The organism is Streptomyces sp. NPDC028298 (assembly GCF_055565895.1).
Genome location: NZ_JBVHTL010000001.1, coordinates 1,927,519 through 1,941,985 on the forward strand (window position 1 = coordinate 1,927,519; position 14,467 = coordinate 1,941,985).

A 14,467-nucleotide genomic window follows, 5' to 3' on the forward strand; every position below is an offset into this window, starting at 1 on the left:
CCGATGAGATTCTCAGGACCGCGACGCAGGGCCCTCGCCGCCGGCCTCATGGCCGCCCTGGCACTGGCCGCGACCGCCTGCGGCACCGGTGACGACCGGGCGGACGGCGGGTCCACCGCCTCCGCTTCGCGGGGGTCGGCGAGCGGCGACGACAAGATCGACGTCCCGGACGGCATCAAGGACCGGCTCAAGGAGCACGGGATCGATGTCGACCGGTGGAAGAACGGCGACTGGAAGAACTGGGACAAGGACAAGTGGCTCGGTGAGGCCGAGGACTTCGTCAATCCGGTGATCCACGGGCTGTGGAAGCCCGAGCGGATGAAGTCCGCCAAGGACCCGGCCAAGACGGTCTCCGTGCAGGACGCGGCGGCGGACCAAGGCGTCAGCGACCCCGAGCCGGCTCCCGTCGACGCGCGGGCCGAGCAGACTCCGTACCACGAGCACGCCGCACCGGTCGGGAAGGTCTTCTTCGACTCCCCCGAGGGCTCGATGGTCTGCTCGGGCACGGTCGTCAAGGACGTGAACCACCCCGGAAAGTCCAACCTCGTGTGGACCGCGGGCCACTGCGTGCACGCCGGAAGGAACGGCGGCTGGTACCGCAACATCGCCTTCGTGCCCTCCTACAACGACCAGGGCAGGTCCGAGGCGCAGCTCGCCGGTGCCGCCGCCTCGGAGATCGCGCCGTACGGCCAGTGGTGGGCGGACTGGGCCTCGACCTCCGACGAGTGGATCTCGGGCGGTGACGAGACGGGCGGTGCGGGCGCCCCGTACGACTACGCCGTGCTGCATGTGCGGCCGGAGCAGGGCGGCAGGTCACTGGAGGAGACCGTCGGCAACGCGCTGGACGTGGACTTCTCCGCGCCGTCGGCCCGGGACGCCGGGACGGTGGGCGCCTGGGGCTACCCGGCCGCGCCGCCCTACGACGGACTGAGCATGTTCAAGTGCGTCGACACGCCCGGCCGCCTGTCCCTGAGCCCGGCCATGCCCACGATGTACCGCATCGGCTGCACCATGACCGGCGGTTCGTCCGGCGGCGGCTGGTTCCGGGTCGTCGACGGCCGGACCGAACTCGTCTCCAACACCTCGATCGGCCCGGCCGCGCACACCTGGCTGGCGGGACCGCAGTTGGGCGGGGAGGCCCAGGCGCTCTACCGGCAGATGAGCGAGGAGTACGGCGGCCGGTAGCCGGCTCCGTCCGCCGATCGCGACCTCGCGCACGCGTGCACGGCGAAGGCCCGCCCCCTCGAGAGGGGGCGGGCCTTCGTGCGTCCTGAGCCATCGCCTGCCAGCGTGCCGAACCGGTTGCCCGACGGAGCGCCAGCGTGCCGAACCGGTTGCCCGACGCGGCGCCGGCGTGCCGGACCGGTTGCCCGACGCGGCGCCGGCGTGCCGGACCGCTCACCTAGCGGAGTGCCGGCGCCGCCACGTACGGAGCGAGGTCCGCCGCCAGTTCCTCGTGGACCCGCACCTTGAGCAGGGTGCCCTCCCCGGTGTGCTCCTCGGAGATCACCTCGCCCTCGGTGTGGGCGCGGGCGACCAGCTTGCCGTGCGTGTACGGAACGAGCGCCTCGACCTCGACCGAGGGGCGCGGCAGCTCGTTGTCGATCAGCGCGAGCAGTTCCGCCATGCCCTGGCCCGTGCGCGCCGAGACCGCGATGGAGCGCTTCTCGATGCGCAGCAGGCGCTGGAGCACCAGCGGGTCCGCCGCGTCCGCCTTGTTGATCACCACGATCTCGGGGACCTTGGTCGCGCCGACGTCGGTGATGACCTCGCGGACCGCGGCGAGCTGCTCCTCCGGTGCCGGGTGCGAACCGTCCACGACGTGCAGGATCAGGTCGGAGTCGCCGACCTCCTCCATCGTGGAGCGGAACGCCTCGACCAGGTGGTGCGGCAGGTGGCGGACGAAACCGACCGTGTCGGCCAGCGTGTACAGCCGCCCGCTCGGGGTCTCGGCCCGGCGCACGGTCGGGTCGAGAGTCGCGAACAGCGCGTTCTCGACGAGGACGCCCGCGCCCGTGAGGCGGTTGAGCAGCGACGACTTGCCGGCGTTGGTGTAACCGGCGATGGCGACCGAGGGCACCTTGTTGCGGCGGCGCTCCTGGCGCTTGATCTCGCGGCCGGTCTTCATCTCCGCGATCTCCCGGCGCATCTTCGCCATCTTCTCGCGGATGCGGCGCCGGTCCGTCTCGATCTTCGTCTCACCGGGACCACGGGTGGCGAGGCCGCCGCCCTTGCCGCCGCCCATCTGACGGGACAGCGACTGACCCCAGCCTCGCAGCCTCGGCAGCATGTACTGCATCTGCGCGAGCGCCACCTGCGCCTTGCCCTCGCGGGACTTGGCGTGCTGGGCGAAGATGTCGAGGATCAGGGCCGTACGGTCGATGACCTTGACCTTGACGACGTCCTCGAGGTGGATGAGCTGGCCGGGGCTCAGTTCACCGTCACAGATGACGGTGTCGGCGCCGGTCTCGATGACGATGTCCCGGAGTTCGTTGGCCTTGCCGGAACCGATGTACGTGGCCGCGTCGGGCTTGTCGCGGCGCTGGACGACGCCGTCGAGCACGAGCGCTCCCGCGGTCTCCGCGAGGGCGGCCAGCTCGGCCAGCGAGTTGTCCGCGTCCTGGATGGTTCCCGAGGTCCAGACACCGACGAGGACGACGCGCTCCAGGCGGAGCTGTCGGTACTCGACCTCGGTGACGTCCTCGAGCTCGGTGGAGAGGCCCACCACGCGGCGCAGGGCCGCGCGCTCGGAGCGTTCGAACTGCTCGCCGTCCCGGTCTCCGTCGATCTCGTGGCTCCAGGCGACGTCCTCTTCCATCAGGGCATCGGCCCGAAGACCTTCGGGGTAGTTCTGCGCGGAGGTCTGCGCGTCCTGGGAAGGGGAAGAAGAGGAGGTCATTGGATCCTTACGTAGATGGGGTCAGCTGCGGGCCGACGTACGCCGCCCGTCACAGTGCACAACGTGTGCGACCACCGGGAGATTCCCGGATCCGGCCGGGGCAACCCTCCGAAGGGGCCGCGCCGCCGGCTCGAAGATGGTCGCACGGCACTGTACGGCGCGTCACGCGACTTATCGTGACCCGCCGGCCACCCCTCGGACACGCACGGACACGCACGGACACCACCGAAGACCACCGAAGACCACCGGGGACCACCGGAGAGCACCGGGCATCCCGCGGACATCGCTGCCCGCGGGACGCCGCGCACGCCCGGCCCCGGCCCCGGCCCTGGCCCCGGTGCTCCGGGACGCTTCAGCCGCTCCGACGGCCCGGCCGGGCGAGCCGCTCACGTGTGCTTGCGTGCCTTCGGGGCGTCGCTCTTCCAGTCCGGGTGACCCGGCATGGGGGGCGTCTTCGCGGCGTAGAGCCACTGCCTGAAGAAGCCGGTCAGGTCCCTTGCGGCGACGGCGGACGCGAGGTCCACGAAGTCGGCCGTCGAGGCCACGCCGTCACGGTTGACGCCCACCCACGTGCGCTCCAGGCGCTCGAAGGCCCTGCGCCCGATCTCCTGGCGCAGCGCGTACAGGGCCAGGGCCGCGCCGTCGTAGACGTTCGGCCGGAAGATGCTGATCTTCTGGCCGGGCTTGGGTCCCTTGGGCCGCGCGGGCGGGCCGCCCGTGGCACGCCAGGAGTCGGACAGCCGGTAGGCGGCCTTCATCCGCTTCTCCATGGGCTGGTGCGCCTTCTCCTCGGCGTACAGGGCCTCGTACCAGGTGGCGTGCCCTTCGTTCAGCCACACGTCGGACCAGGTGCGGGGGGTGACGCTGTCGCCGAACCACTGGTGCGACAGCTCGTGCACCATGATCGAGTCGACGTACCACTTCGGGTAGGCGGGCTGGGTGAAGAGTTCCTTCTCGAAGAGCGACAGCGTCTGCGTCTCCAGCTCGAAGCCGGTCTGGGCCTGGGCCATCAGCAGCCCGTAGGTCTCGAAGGGGTACCGTCCGACCTTGCTCTCCATCCAGGCGATCTGCCCGGGGGTCTTGCGCAGCCACGGCTCCAGCGCGGCGCGGTCGGCGCTGGGGACCACGTCCCGTACGGGCAGACCGTGCGGGCCCTCCCGGTGCAGCACGGCGGAGCGGCCGATGGACACCTGGGTCAGCTCGGTGGCCATGGGGTGCTCGGTCCGGTACGTCCAGGTCGTGGCCCCGCGGGCACGGCGGGTGCCCTCGGGGAGACCGTTGGCGACGACCGTGTACCGGTCGGGGGCCGTGACGCTGATGGTGAACAGGGCCTTGTCGGAGGGGTGGTCGTTGCACGGGTAGACCAGGTGGGCGGCGTCGGCCTGGCCGGCCATCGCGAGCCCGTCCTTGGTCCGTACCCAGCCGCCGTCCTGGCCCTTGGCGCTCACCGGGTCGCTGGTGTGCCGCACGGTGATGCGCAGCGGGCTCCCGGCGGGCAGGGGTTCGTCCGGCGTCACGACCAGGTCCTCACCGGCCTGGGTGAAGCGGGCGGGGGTGCCGTCGATCAGGACCGACCGGACGCTGCCGTGCGCGAAGTCGAGGTTGACGCGGTCGAGCGTCTCGGTGGTCACGGCGTCGATGGTGGTGACGGCCGTGAGCGGCTTGTCGTTGCTGCCGGGGTAGGTGAAGTGGAGGTCGTACGACTCGACGTCGTACCCGGGGTTGCCGAGGGTGGGGAAGAGACGGTCGCCGACCCCCAGGGGCACGGCCGGGTCCGGGGCGCTCGCGGCGATCAGGCAGACGGAGACGGCCGAGGCGAGCAGGGCCGCCGTGACACGGCGGCTCCTCGGGCGTGCGGGCGTGGGGGTGGGGTTGTGCGACATGGACCACGGCTACCAGCGCGCACCCCCTCGGCGCCGCCGACTCGCATCCGTCCCACCCGAACGGGTCGATCCCGGGACTCATTGGGGCCAGCACGGAACCCGCGGCTCCGAGCCGTGCCCACCGGGCCGCGGACGCCCGCTCCACGGGCATCGGCCCGACCGGACACCGACGCCCGCTCGACCGCGCTCCCGCTGTCCGGTCGGCCGGGACACCTTCCCCCGGTGCGTCCGGGGCGCCTTGCCCCTACTGGGGCGTCGGGGTCGGGTGCTGCGGGCGGCTCACGTCGTACACGCCGGGTACGTTGCGCATCGCGCGCATCAGGGCGGGGAGGTCGGCCGCGTCCGGGAGTTGGAGCGTGTACGTGTGGCGCACGCGCTGCTGGCTCGGGGGTTCGACCGTCGCGGAGACGATGGCGACCCCCTCCGCGGCGATGGCCTCGGTGAGGTCGGCGAGCAGGTGCGGACGTCCGAACGACTCGGCGACCAGGGTGACGCGGCACTCGGTGGTGTCGCCCCAGCGCACTCCCACCTCCGGGCGCCCCGCGCTCTTCATGCGGGCCGCTCCGGCGCACTCGACGCGGTGCACGGTGACCACTCCCCCGCGGACGGCGAAGCCGGTCACTTCGTCGGGAGACACGGGTGTGCAGCAGCCGGCCATGCGGACGGACGCGCCGGGGAGGTCGGCGACGGCGCTCGCGGGGCGGGCGGCCTGCGTCTCGGCGCCGCGGGCGGCCCCCGCCTCGGCGGGCCGGGCCGGGGCCGCGACGGGCTGCCGGGGTCCGGTGGCGGAGGCGGTGGCCGCGTCCTCGTGGCCGGGGGCGGGGTGGGTGGCCATCCAGCGCTGGATGGCGATCCGCGCGGCGGGCGTGTGCGCGTGCTCCAGCCACTCCCTGGACGGCTCGGAGGCGGGGTCCTGACCCATCAGGAGCTGAACGGTGTCGCCGTCCCTCAGGACCGTACTCAGCGTCGCCAGGCGGCCGTTGACGCGGGCGCCGATGCAGGCGTGCGCGTCCTCGCCGTACTGCGCGTACGCCGCGTCGACGCAACTGGCGCCCTCCGGAAGGCCGAGCGAGCCTCCGTCGGCGCGGAAGACGGTGATCTCCCGGTCCTGGGCCAGGTCTTCGCGCAGCGTCGACCAGAAGGTGTCCGGGTCGGGCGCGCCCTGCTGCCAGTCGAGCAGCCGGGACAGCCAGCCGGGGCGGGTGGGGTCGGCGCGCTCGCCGTCGAAGGGGCGCTCGCCCGCGCCGTCCGACTGGTCCTCCGACGGTGCCGTGTAGGGATTGCCGAGCGCGATGACTCCTGCCTCGGCGACCTTGTGCATCTGGTGGGTGCGGATGAGGACTTCGGCGACCTGGCCGTCGCCGCGGGTGACGGCCGTGTGGAGCGACTGGTAGAGGTTGAACTTGGGGACGGCGATGAAGTCCTTGAACTCCGAGACCACCGGGGTGAGACAGGTGTGGAGTTCGCCGAGGACCCCGTAACAGTCGGCGTCCTCGTTCACGAGGACCAGGAGGCGGCCGAAGTCGGCGCCGCGCATGGGGCCGCGTTTGCGCGACACCCGGTGCACGGACACGAAGTGCCTCGGCCTTATGAGGACTTCGGCCTGGATCCCGGCGTCGCGCAGGACCGCGCGTACCTCCTCGGCGATCTCCGCGAGGGGGTCGTCCTCGCGGTTCGCGTTCTCGGAGATGAGCTCGCGGGTGTGCTCGTACTCCTCGGGGTGCAGGATCGCGAAGACGAGGTCTTCCAGTTCGGTCTTGAGCGCCTGGACGCCGAGACGCTCGGCGAGCGGGATGAGCACGTCCCGGGTCACCTTGGCGATGCGCGCCTGTTTCTCGGGGCGCATGACCCCGAGGGTCCGCATGTTGTGGAGCCGGTCCGCCAGTTTGATCGACATGACCCGGACGTCGTTGCCGGTGGCGACCAGCATCTTGCGGAAGGTCTCCGGTTCGGCGGCGGCGCCGTAGTCGACCTTCTCCAGCTTGGTCACTCCGTCGACCAGGTAGCAGACCTCGTCGCCGAACTCCTCACGGACCTGATCGAGCGTCACTTCCGTGTCCTCGACGGTGTCGTGGAGCAGGGAGGCGGTCAACGTCGTGGTCTCGGCGCCGAGTTCGGCGAGGATCAGGGTCACGGCGAGCGGGTGGGTGATGTACGGCTCGCCGCTCTTGCGCATCTGGCCGCGGTGCGAGGACTCCGCGAGGACCCAGGCCCGGCGCAGGGGCTCCAGTTTGGCGTCGGGGTGGTGGGCGCGGTGGGCCTCGGCCACGTGCCCGATGGCGTCCGGCAGCCGGTCCCGGGCCGCAGGCCCGAGCAGTGCGGCCCGCCCCAGCCGGCGCAGGTCGATCCGGGGCCGGGACTTCTTGCGGTGCGCCGGGGGCACCTCCGGCTCCAGGGACGCCGAACGCCGGCTGGCGGGCGTAACGGGGCCTGGCGTCGCGGGATTCGTCGCCTCCGCACTCATGGGCACCTCCGGCTGCGTCAGACCGGCGGACGGGTGCCCCATGGCGAACTCGGCTCAGGGGATGGTGTCGATCCCCCGTCCGGGCCGGTGCTTGATGCTACCGACCCCACCACGCCCGGCTGACCGCCTCTCGCCGAGCGTGAAACGGATCACCCATTCGAGCGAAGGTTTTGGGGTTTACGGTTTCGAATTTCTGGAATGGACGGCAAGGACGTACGACGTCCGTCCTGCACGACGCGGCGCGCCCGGCGCCGGCTCGACACAGCGCCCGGCGCCGGCTCGTCAGAGCGCCCGGCGCGGTGCGGCTCCGGCATGCCCCGCGTGGCTCAGCGCAGCGCGCCGTCCAGCCAGTCCGCGTCGATCTCGCCCTCGGCGACGATGACGGCGGGGCCGGTCATCTCGATCTCGCCGTCGGCGTGCTCGGTGATGACGAGGCGTCCGCCGGGCACGTCGACGGTGTACGTCACCGGGGTGCCGGTCACGGCGGGGTCGGCGCCGTCGCGGCGGGCGGTGGCGACGGCCACGGCGCAGGCGCCCGTGCCGCAGGAACGGGTCTCGCCCGAGCCGCGTTCGTGGACCCGCAGGGCCACATGACGCGGTCCCCGGTCGACGACGAACTCGACGTTGACCCCGTCCGGGTAGGCCGACGCCGGGGCGAACGGCGGCGGGGTGAACAGGTCACCGGCGTGCGCGAGGTCGTCCACGAAGGCGACCGCGTGCGGGTTGCCCATGTTCACGTTGCGCGCGGGCCAGCTCCGGCCGCCGACGCTGACCGTGACCTCCCCCTCGGGCAGGAGCGCCTTGCCCATGCCGACGGTGACGTCTCCGTCCTTGGCGATGTGGACGGGCTTCACGCCTCCGCGCGTGGCGATCGCGGTGTCGCCCTCGGGGACGAGGCCGGCGCGGTGGAGGTGGTGGGCGAACACGCGCACGCCGTTGCCGCACATCTCGGCGACGGAGCCGTCGCCGTTGCGGTAGTCCATGAACCACTCCGCCTCGGCCGCCATCCCGGCGGCCTCGGGGTGCGCGGCGGACCGCACGACGTGCAGCAGACCGTCGCCGCCGATGCCCGCGCGGCGGTCGCACAGAGCGGCGACGGCGGCGGGAGGAAGGTCGATGACGTTCTCCGGGTCCGGGATGATCACGAAGTCGTTCTCGGTCCCGTGCCCCTTGAGGAAGGCGATCCGCGTGCTCATTCCTCGATCGTAAGGGGTCGCGCCGACAGCCCCGTCCGCGCGGTGCGGGTGCCGGGACGGCACCCGGGGGTCAGCGCAGTCGGGCCACGCGTCCCACGGCCAGCACGGCCACCGCGGCGACGATCACGACGTACGCGAGGACCACACGCCAGTCCGGGCGTCGGCCGGAGCCGCGCGACGGGAAGCCGGGCAGCGTGTAGCCGACCCGGCGGGCCGCCATCATGCCCCAGCCCGCGGCGCACAGGCAGATCAGCAGCCCGAGCATGGCGACCACGGCACCGCCGTCACCGAACTCGAAGGCGAGCGGGAAGGCGAACATCAGGGAGCCCGTCGCGCCCAGCGCCACGATCGGCGCGAGCTGCCAGATGCGCAGCAGACGCTGCGGGCGCAGCTCGACCTCGACCTCAGGCTCCGGGGACATCTCGCCGGGGCCCGGACCGTCGGCGATCACTCCGCCGGGGGTGTCCTCGGGGCCGTCGGAGCTCAGGCGCTCTTCACCCAGCTCCGGCTCGACGCCGTGGTTGGCGTCCGGATCGATGCTCAGACGAACTCCGTCCCGATCGGCACCGTACTCGGTGCCGCGTGCAGTGTCGCGAGGGCCGGCCTCCATCGCCACGCGCCCTCCCAAACTCGGACTTCACTGGTCGATCGAAGCTCGATGATGGCACGGCGCCGGAGGCCCGGATGACGGCCGGAGCGTCCCGATGCCATGACGTGATCAGGCTGTGACCGGTCGTTCGAGCAACGTCAGTGCGAGTTCCGGGAGTTCTGTGAGATCCGCCGCAGCCCCACTGAGCCAATGCACCCTGGGGTCCCGCCGGAACCATGAATCCTGACGGCGCGCGAAGCGCTTGGTGGCGCGAACGGTCTCGGCCCGGGCCTCGTCCTCGGTGCACTCCCCGGCGAGCGCCGCGAGGACCTGCTGGTATCCGAGCGCGCGGGAGGCGGTGCGCCCGGCGCGCAGGCCCTGCGCCTCCAGCGTGCGCACTTCGTCCACGAGGCCGGCCTCCCACATGCGGTCGACCCGCCGGGCGATGCGCTCGTCGAGCTCGGGGCGGGCCACGTCGACGCCGATCTGGAGGGTGTCGTAGACGGATTCGTGGCCGGGCAGGTTGGCGGTGAAGGGCTTGCCGGTGATCTCGATGACCTCCAGCGCGCGGACGATCCGGCGGCCGTTGCTGGGCAGGATCGCCTGGGCGGCCCCGGGGTCGGCCATGGCGAGCCGCGCGTGCAGGGCTCCGGAGCCGCGCAGGGTGAGCTCCTCCTCCAGGCGGGCGCGTACGGCCGGGTCGGTGCCGGGGAACTCCATCTTGTCCACGGCCCCGCGGACGTACAGCCCGGAGCCGCCCACCAGGACGGGCCAGCGCCCCTCGGCGAGCAGCGCGTCGATCCGGGCGCGGGCGAGGCGCTGGTACTCGGCGACGCTGGCGGCGACCGTCACGTCCCAGATGTCCAGGAGGTGGTGCGGGACGCCGCCGCGCTCGGCGGGCGTCAGCTTGGCGGTGCCGATGTCCATCCCGCGGTAGAGCTGCATCGAGTCGGCGTTGATGACCTCGCCGCCGAGACGCCTGGCGAGGAAAACGCCCAGATCGGACTTTCCTGCGGCGGTAGGTCCGACGACGGCGATGACCCGGGGTGCGGGAGGTGCGCTGCTCACGGTCCCAGTCTCGCAAACCCTGGGACCTCCCCCGCAACGAGCCGCGTGACGCGGGGGTTCCGGGTTCGTTCCCTCATGCGGGGTTCCGGCCGCCGGTCCCGAGGACCGGTGACCCGGGTGACGCAACGGGCCGCACCGGGCGACGCGGAACTTCGCCCTCACGAGTAACGTAAGGAGCTGATATGGGCGTTTTTGAACGGCTTCTCCGGAGGTCGAAGGCCACCGAGGAGGCACCGGCCGTCGAGGCGCGGGTGGCCGTGGAGGCCGAGGGTTCGTCCGAGGACGAGGGCGGGGCGACGGCGGGCGACGCCGGGACCGCCACCGCGGAGGACGTCGGCATCCCCAGGCAGCAGACGCCGGAACAGGCGGCCGACCACGAGGCCGGCAAGGGCTCCCGCACGTAACTGTCCCGCCAGGGAAGGCGAACCATGGGTCTGATGGACAATCTGAAAGCCAAGCTGGAGCCCGCCAAGGACAAGGTCTCCGGGCTCGCGCAGCAGCACGGGCACAAGGTCGCTCACGGCCTCGACAAGGCCGCCAAGGTGGTCGACGACAAGACCAAGCACAAGTACAGCGACAAGATCCACACGGGCACGGGCAAGGCGAAGGACGCCGTGGACCGCCTCGCGCACAAGGACGGCGGCCCGGACGCGAGTCCGCCGGACGCGCAGACCCCGCCTCCGGCATCCTGAACGGCCCGGACGCGGCGGACGGCCGCGAAGAGCCGAGGCTCCTCCCGGCCGTCCGCCGCGTCTGACCTACGACCAGGCCGCCACCATGTAACCCACCCCGTAGGGCGCGTCCTCGTAGAGCAGGGCGCCGCCCAGTCCCGCGCCCTCGGCCGCGCCCGCGAGGACCTGCCAGGGGGCTCGGCCCGCGGCCTTCAGTTCGTACGCCAGAGACGTGTCCAGCGCCTTGAGGGCCGCGACGTCCGCCGTCCCGAGCGCCCGCGCGACCTCCGCGTCGAATCCCTCCGCGCGCTCGTCGAGATAGCCGGGCGCTTTGAGGGTCCTGCACGCGCTGGCGTCCCCCATCACCAGCAGGGCGACCCGTCCGGCCCGCCCGCCGATCTGCTCCCCGGTCCGGACGCACCGCTCGGCCTCCAGCGGCTCGCCGACCCCGAGTCCCTCCACGGGGGCGTCGGACCAGCCGGTGCGCTCCAGCAGCCAGGCGGCGACGGCGAGGGAGGGCGGCAGCTCACGTTCCGGGGCCGCTGAGTCGGCGCCGTCCGGGTCCGGGAGGGAGGCGTCCGCCTTCGGACGGCCGAGGCACACGTCGAGGTCGACCCCGAAGCCGCTGAACGAGCCCCGGGTGCCCTCCGGATGGAGCCCGCGAGCGTTCTCGTCGGCCGGGCCGACGACCACCAGCAGGTCGGGACGCGACGCGGCGAGCACACCCAGCGCGTCCGTGCACGCGGCGCGCGCGGCGTCCAGTTCGGGGGCCGCTCCGGCGGCGACATCGGGGACGAGCAGCGGAGGGCAGGGGCAGACTGCGGCGGCTACGAGCATGACCCGCAGCGTATCGCCGCACACCACCGGCACGCTCCGGCGCGACGGCCCCGCACGAGCGCGCCGACCGTCGTCGGGCCGGTCGCACCGAGCAACGGCCCGCCGCCGGGACGGCAGCGGGCCCCGTGGCGGTCCCGGTCAGTCGCAGCCGCAGCCGCTGCCCGTCGCGACCGGAAGCGGTTCCGGGGCGCCGATCCTCGGCAGGCCCAGCATGACGCCGGCCGGCTTGGCGGCCTCCGCGGCGTTGCGCTTCTCCCAGGCGTCACCCGCGCGGGTGCGGCGCACGTCGAGGACGGCGCCCTCGGCAAGCAGGTGGTGCGGGGCGGCGTACGTGATCTCGACGGTCACCACGTCACCGGGGCGGACCTCCACGTCGGGCTTGGTGAAGTGGACCAGCCGGTTGTCGGGGGCGCGGCCCGAGAGGCGGTGGGTGGCACCGTCCTTGCGGCCCTCGCCCTCGGCGACCATCAGCTCCAGGACGCGGCCGACCTGCTTCTTGTTCTCGTCCCAGGAGATCTCCTCCTGGAGGGCGACGAGACGCTCGTAGCGCGCCTGGACGACCTCCTTGGGGATCTGGCCCTCCATGGTGGCCGCCGGGGTGCCGGGGCGCTTGGAGTACTGGAACGTGAAGGCCGCCGAGAAGCGGGCCTCGCGGACGGCGTGGAGGGTCTGCTCGAAGTCCTCCTCCGTCTCGCCGGGGAAGCCCACGATGATGTCGGTGGTGATCGCCGCGTGCGGGATGGCGGCGCGGACCTTCTCGATGATCCCGAGGAAGCGCTCCTGGCGGTAGGAGCGGCGCATCGCCTTCAGGACGGTGTCCGAGCCGGACTGCATCGGCATGTGGAGCTGCGGCATGACGTTCGGCGTCTCGGCCATGGCGGCGATCACGTCGTCGGTGAAGTCGCGCGGGTGCGGCGAGGTGAAGCGCACGCGCTCCAGGCCCTCGATCTTCCCGCAGGCGCGCAGCAGCTTGCTGAAGGCCTCGCGGTCGCCGATGTCGCTGCCGTACGCGTTGACGTTCTGGCCGAGGAGGGTGATCTCGGAGACGCCCTCGCCGACCAGTGCCTCGATCTCGGCCAGGATGTCGCCGGTCCTGCGGTCCTTCTCCTTGCCGCGCAGCGCGGGGACGATGCAGAAGGTGCAGGTGTTGTTGCAGCCGACGGAGATCGACACCCAGGCCGCGTACGCGCTCTCGCGGCGGGTCGGCAGCGTGGAGGGGAAGGCTTCCAGGGACTCGGCGATCTCGATCTGCGCCTCTTCCTGGACGCGGGCGCGCTCCAGGAGGACCGGCAGCTTGCCGATGTTGTGCGTGCCGAAGACGACGTCCACCCAGGGTGCCCGCTTGACGATGGTGTCGCGGTCCTTCTGGGCGAGGCAGCCGCCGACGGCGATCTGCATGCCGGGGCGCTTCGTCTTCATCGGGGCGAGGCGGCCGAGGTTGCCGTAGAGCTTGTTGTCGGCGTTCTCGCGGACGGCGCAGGTGTTGAAGACCACGACGTCCGCGTCGCCGTCCGCGCCCTCGGGAGCCCGCACGTAACCGGCGTCCTCGAGGAGCCCGGAGAGCCGTTCGGAGTCATGGACGTTCATCTGACACCCGTAGGTGCGCACTTCGTACGTCTTGGATTCCTGAACGTCCACTGCCTGACTCCGGTCGCCGCTGCTCATGGGACAAGGGTAGGCGGTGCCGGGAGTGCGTCCGGACGCCGGAGCGGGCGCCGGCCGTCGTCCGTCACACGACGTGCGGTTTCCGGTACCCGGCGTGCGGTCGCACCGCCGCCGGTCAGCCGCCCGGTGCGGCGAACGGTTCGGCGACGAACCGCTCGGCGACGGTCCTCGCGGCGGTGCCGAGCAGGATCGTGTAGTGGTTGGAGCCCTCGATCAGTTCGGCGGGCAGACGGCCGGGGCCGCCGGTCCAGTCCTCGACGACGGACGGAGCGAGCATGGGCGGCTCCTGGCCGAGCAGTCCCAGCGGCGCGTGCAGCAGCAGGGCCGGGACGCTCAGGCCGGTGAGGGCGGCGGCGACGGGGCCGGCGGACGTCAGCAGGTCGCGTCCGTCGTGCCGCACGGCCTCCTCCCGCACCTTCGACCGCCTGGCGCCGCCGGTCCCCGTGACGTCGTAGCGCACGTACGCCTCGATGTCCGCGTTCCAGTGCGGTCCGAGTGCCGGGTGCGCGCGGAAGAAGTCGACGTAGGCCTCGTCGCTCTCGTACGTCCGGCCGAGGCGGGCCAGCGCGGGTCCGAGCGTGGTGTCGAGGACGGTGTCGGGGTCCGTTCCGGGCGGGACGGGCAGCGGCAGGCCGCCGTCGACGAGCAGCAGCCGGTCGAACAGTCCGGGTCGGCGCGTGGCCGCCCGCAGCGCGGTGTAGGCGCCCATCGAGTGCCCGGTCAGGGCGACCGGCCGGCCCTCGCCCAGGTCCTCGGCCAGGCGGCACAGGTCCCCGGCGTGCCGGTCGAGGCCGTACGGGCCGGGGGTGTCCGCGCTTCCGCCGCGCCCGCGCAGGTCGGGCGCGAACAGACTCCACTCGTCGGGGAGATGACGGGCCACGGCGCGGAAGGACATCCCGGATCCGGTGATGCCGTGGGCCGCGAGGGCGGTCCGCGGGCCCTTTCCGAACCTCAGGACCCGGAGGGTTCCGCCCTCGACGGGCAGATCGAGTTCGGCCGGCTCGTTCATGCGCTCTCCTGCTCGTCGCTGGTGCCCTTACGGTGGCCGCGCCCGCGTGGCCTCCCGGCAGAGGGCGGCCTTCCTGCCGGGGGCGGGCCGATGCGGCCTCCCCATGGCGGCGCCCCGGGTATGGCCTCCCCATGGCCTCCCCATGGCGGCGCCGATGGCAACGCCCGGGGAGGGCCTTCCCCTGTC

Annotated in this window: 12 protein-coding genes; 3 read left to right on the forward strand and 9 right to left on the reverse strand. The window is 72.6% G+C overall.

The window, feature by feature from the left end; genetic code table 11:
- Positions 1-3 precede the first annotated feature (3 nt).
- The gene (locus ACZ4TO_RS08300; protein ID WP_468023744.1) at positions 4-1,185 is read left to right on the forward strand and encodes a trypsin-like serine peptidase; all 1,182 of its coding nucleotides are present in this window, start codon (positions 4-6) and stop codon (positions 1,183-1,185) included.
- 217 nt (positions 1,186-1,402) lie between these two features.
- On the opposite strand, the gene hflX is transcribed toward ACZ4TO_RS08300, so the two are convergent.
- From hflX to miaA, 6 genes are all read right to left on the reverse strand, one after another.
- Positions 1,403-2,899 carry a GTPase HflX gene (gene hflX, locus ACZ4TO_RS08305; protein ID WP_382794253.1) on the reverse strand — a complete coding sequence of 499 codons (1,497 nt, stop codon included), beginning with the start codon at positions 2,897-2,899 and terminating at the stop codon, positions 1,403-1,405.
- A 386-nt stretch (positions 2,900-3,285) separates the two neighbouring features.
- Complete coding sequence (locus ACZ4TO_RS08310; protein ID WP_468023745.1) at positions 3,286-4,782, reverse strand: M1 family metallopeptidase; 1,497 nt, start codon at positions 4,780-4,782, stop codon at positions 3,286-3,288.
- A gap of 244 nt (positions 4,783-5,026) precedes the next feature.
- A complete protein-coding gene (locus ACZ4TO_RS08315) occupies positions 5,027-7,246 on the reverse strand; it encodes a RelA/SpoT family protein (protein ID WP_385040597.1) in 2,220 nt (739 codons plus the stop codon).
- 326 nt (positions 7,247-7,572) lie between these two features.
- Positions 7,573-8,442, reverse strand: coding sequence for a diaminopimelate epimerase (gene dapF, locus ACZ4TO_RS08320; protein WP_382794262.1), 870 nt, complete (start codon positions 8,440-8,442; stop codon positions 7,573-7,575).
- Between the two features lie 70 nt (positions 8,443-8,512).
- Positions 8,513-9,052: a hypothetical protein gene (locus ACZ4TO_RS08325; protein ID WP_468023806.1), complete on the reverse strand. Its 540-nt coding sequence runs from the start codon at positions 9,050-9,052 to the stop codon at positions 8,513-8,515.
- Between the two features lie 108 nt (positions 9,053-9,160).
- Entirely contained in the window at positions 9,161-10,099 is a 939-nt protein-coding gene (gene miaA / locus ACZ4TO_RS08330; protein ID WP_382794264.1) for a tRNA (adenosine(37)-N6)-dimethylallyltransferase MiaA, read from the reverse strand.
- 182 nt (positions 10,100-10,281) lie between these two features.
- On the opposite strand from miaA, the gene ACZ4TO_RS08335 reads away from it, so the two are divergent.
- Positions 10,282-10,503, forward strand: coding sequence for a hypothetical protein (locus ACZ4TO_RS08335; RefSeq protein WP_382794267.1), 222 nt, complete (start codon positions 10,282-10,284; stop codon positions 10,501-10,503).
- Positions 10,504-10,527: 24 nt separating this feature from the next.
- Positions 10,528-10,791, forward strand: coding sequence for an antitoxin (locus ACZ4TO_RS08340; protein WP_382794269.1), 264 nt, complete (start codon positions 10,528-10,530; stop codon positions 10,789-10,791).
- A gap of 66 nt (positions 10,792-10,857) precedes the next feature.
- Here ACZ4TO_RS08340 and ACZ4TO_RS08345 read toward each other — a convergent pair whose 3' ends face one another.
- From ACZ4TO_RS08345 to ACZ4TO_RS08355, 3 genes are all read right to left on the reverse strand, one after another.
- Positions 10,858-11,607: a class III extradiol dioxygenase subunit B-like domain-containing protein gene (locus tag ACZ4TO_RS08345; protein ID WP_385040589.1), complete on the reverse strand. Its 750-nt coding sequence runs from the start codon at positions 11,605-11,607 to the stop codon at positions 10,858-10,860.
- Between the two features lie 138 nt (positions 11,608-11,745).
- Complete coding sequence (gene miaB / locus ACZ4TO_RS08350) at positions 11,746-13,272, reverse strand: tRNA (N6-isopentenyl adenosine(37)-C2)-methylthiotransferase MiaB (RefSeq protein WP_382794274.1); 1,527 nt, start codon at positions 13,270-13,272, stop codon at positions 11,746-11,748.
- A gap of 115 nt (positions 13,273-13,387) precedes the next feature.
- Positions 13,388-14,281, reverse strand: a complete 894-nt coding sequence (locus tag ACZ4TO_RS08355; protein ID WP_468023746.1) for an alpha/beta hydrolase — start codon at positions 14,279-14,281, stop codon at positions 13,388-13,390.
- Between the last annotated feature and the right edge of the window lie 186 nt (positions 14,282-14,467).

Coding starts and splice junctions, on each gene's coding strand:
- dapF (WP_382794262.1), bottom strand. CDS start 8,442: ATGAGCACGCGGATCGCCTTCCTCAAGGGGCACGGGACCGAGAACGAC.
- ACZ4TO_RS08315 (WP_385040597.1), bottom strand. CDS start 7,246: ATGAGTGCGGAGGCGACGAATCCCGCGACGCCAGGCCCCGTTACGCCC.
- ACZ4TO_RS08325 (WP_468023806.1), bottom strand. CDS start 9,052: ATGGAGGCCGGCCCTCGCGACACTGCACGCGGCACCGAGTACGGTGCC.
- ACZ4TO_RS08310 (WP_468023745.1), bottom strand. CDS start 4,782: ATGTCGCACAACCCCACCCCCACGCCCGCACGCCCGAGGAGCCGCCGT.
- ACZ4TO_RS08355 (WP_468023746.1), bottom strand. CDS start 14,281: ATGAACGAGCCGGCCGAACTCGATCTGCCCGTCGAGGGCGGAACCCTC.
- hflX (WP_382794253.1), bottom strand. CDS start 2,899: ATGACCTCCTCTTCTTCCCCTTCCCAGGACGCGCAGACCTCCGCGCAG.
- ACZ4TO_RS08300 (WP_468023744.1), top strand. CDS start 4: ATGAGATTCTCAGGACCGCGACGCAGGGCCCTCGCCGCCGGCCTCATG.
- ACZ4TO_RS08335 (WP_382794267.1), top strand. CDS start 10,282: ATGGGCGTTTTTGAACGGCTTCTCCGGAGGTCGAAGGCCACCGAGGAG.
- ACZ4TO_RS08340 (WP_382794269.1), top strand. CDS start 10,528: ATGGGTCTGATGGACAATCTGAAAGCCAAGCTGGAGCCCGCCAAGGAC.
- ACZ4TO_RS08345 (WP_385040589.1), bottom strand. CDS start 11,607: ATGCTCGTAGCCGCCGCAGTCTGCCCCTGCCCTCCGCTGCTCGTCCCC.
- miaB (WP_382794274.1), bottom strand. CDS start 13,272: ATGAGCAGCGGCGACCGGAGTCAGGCAGTGGACGTTCAGGAATCCAAG.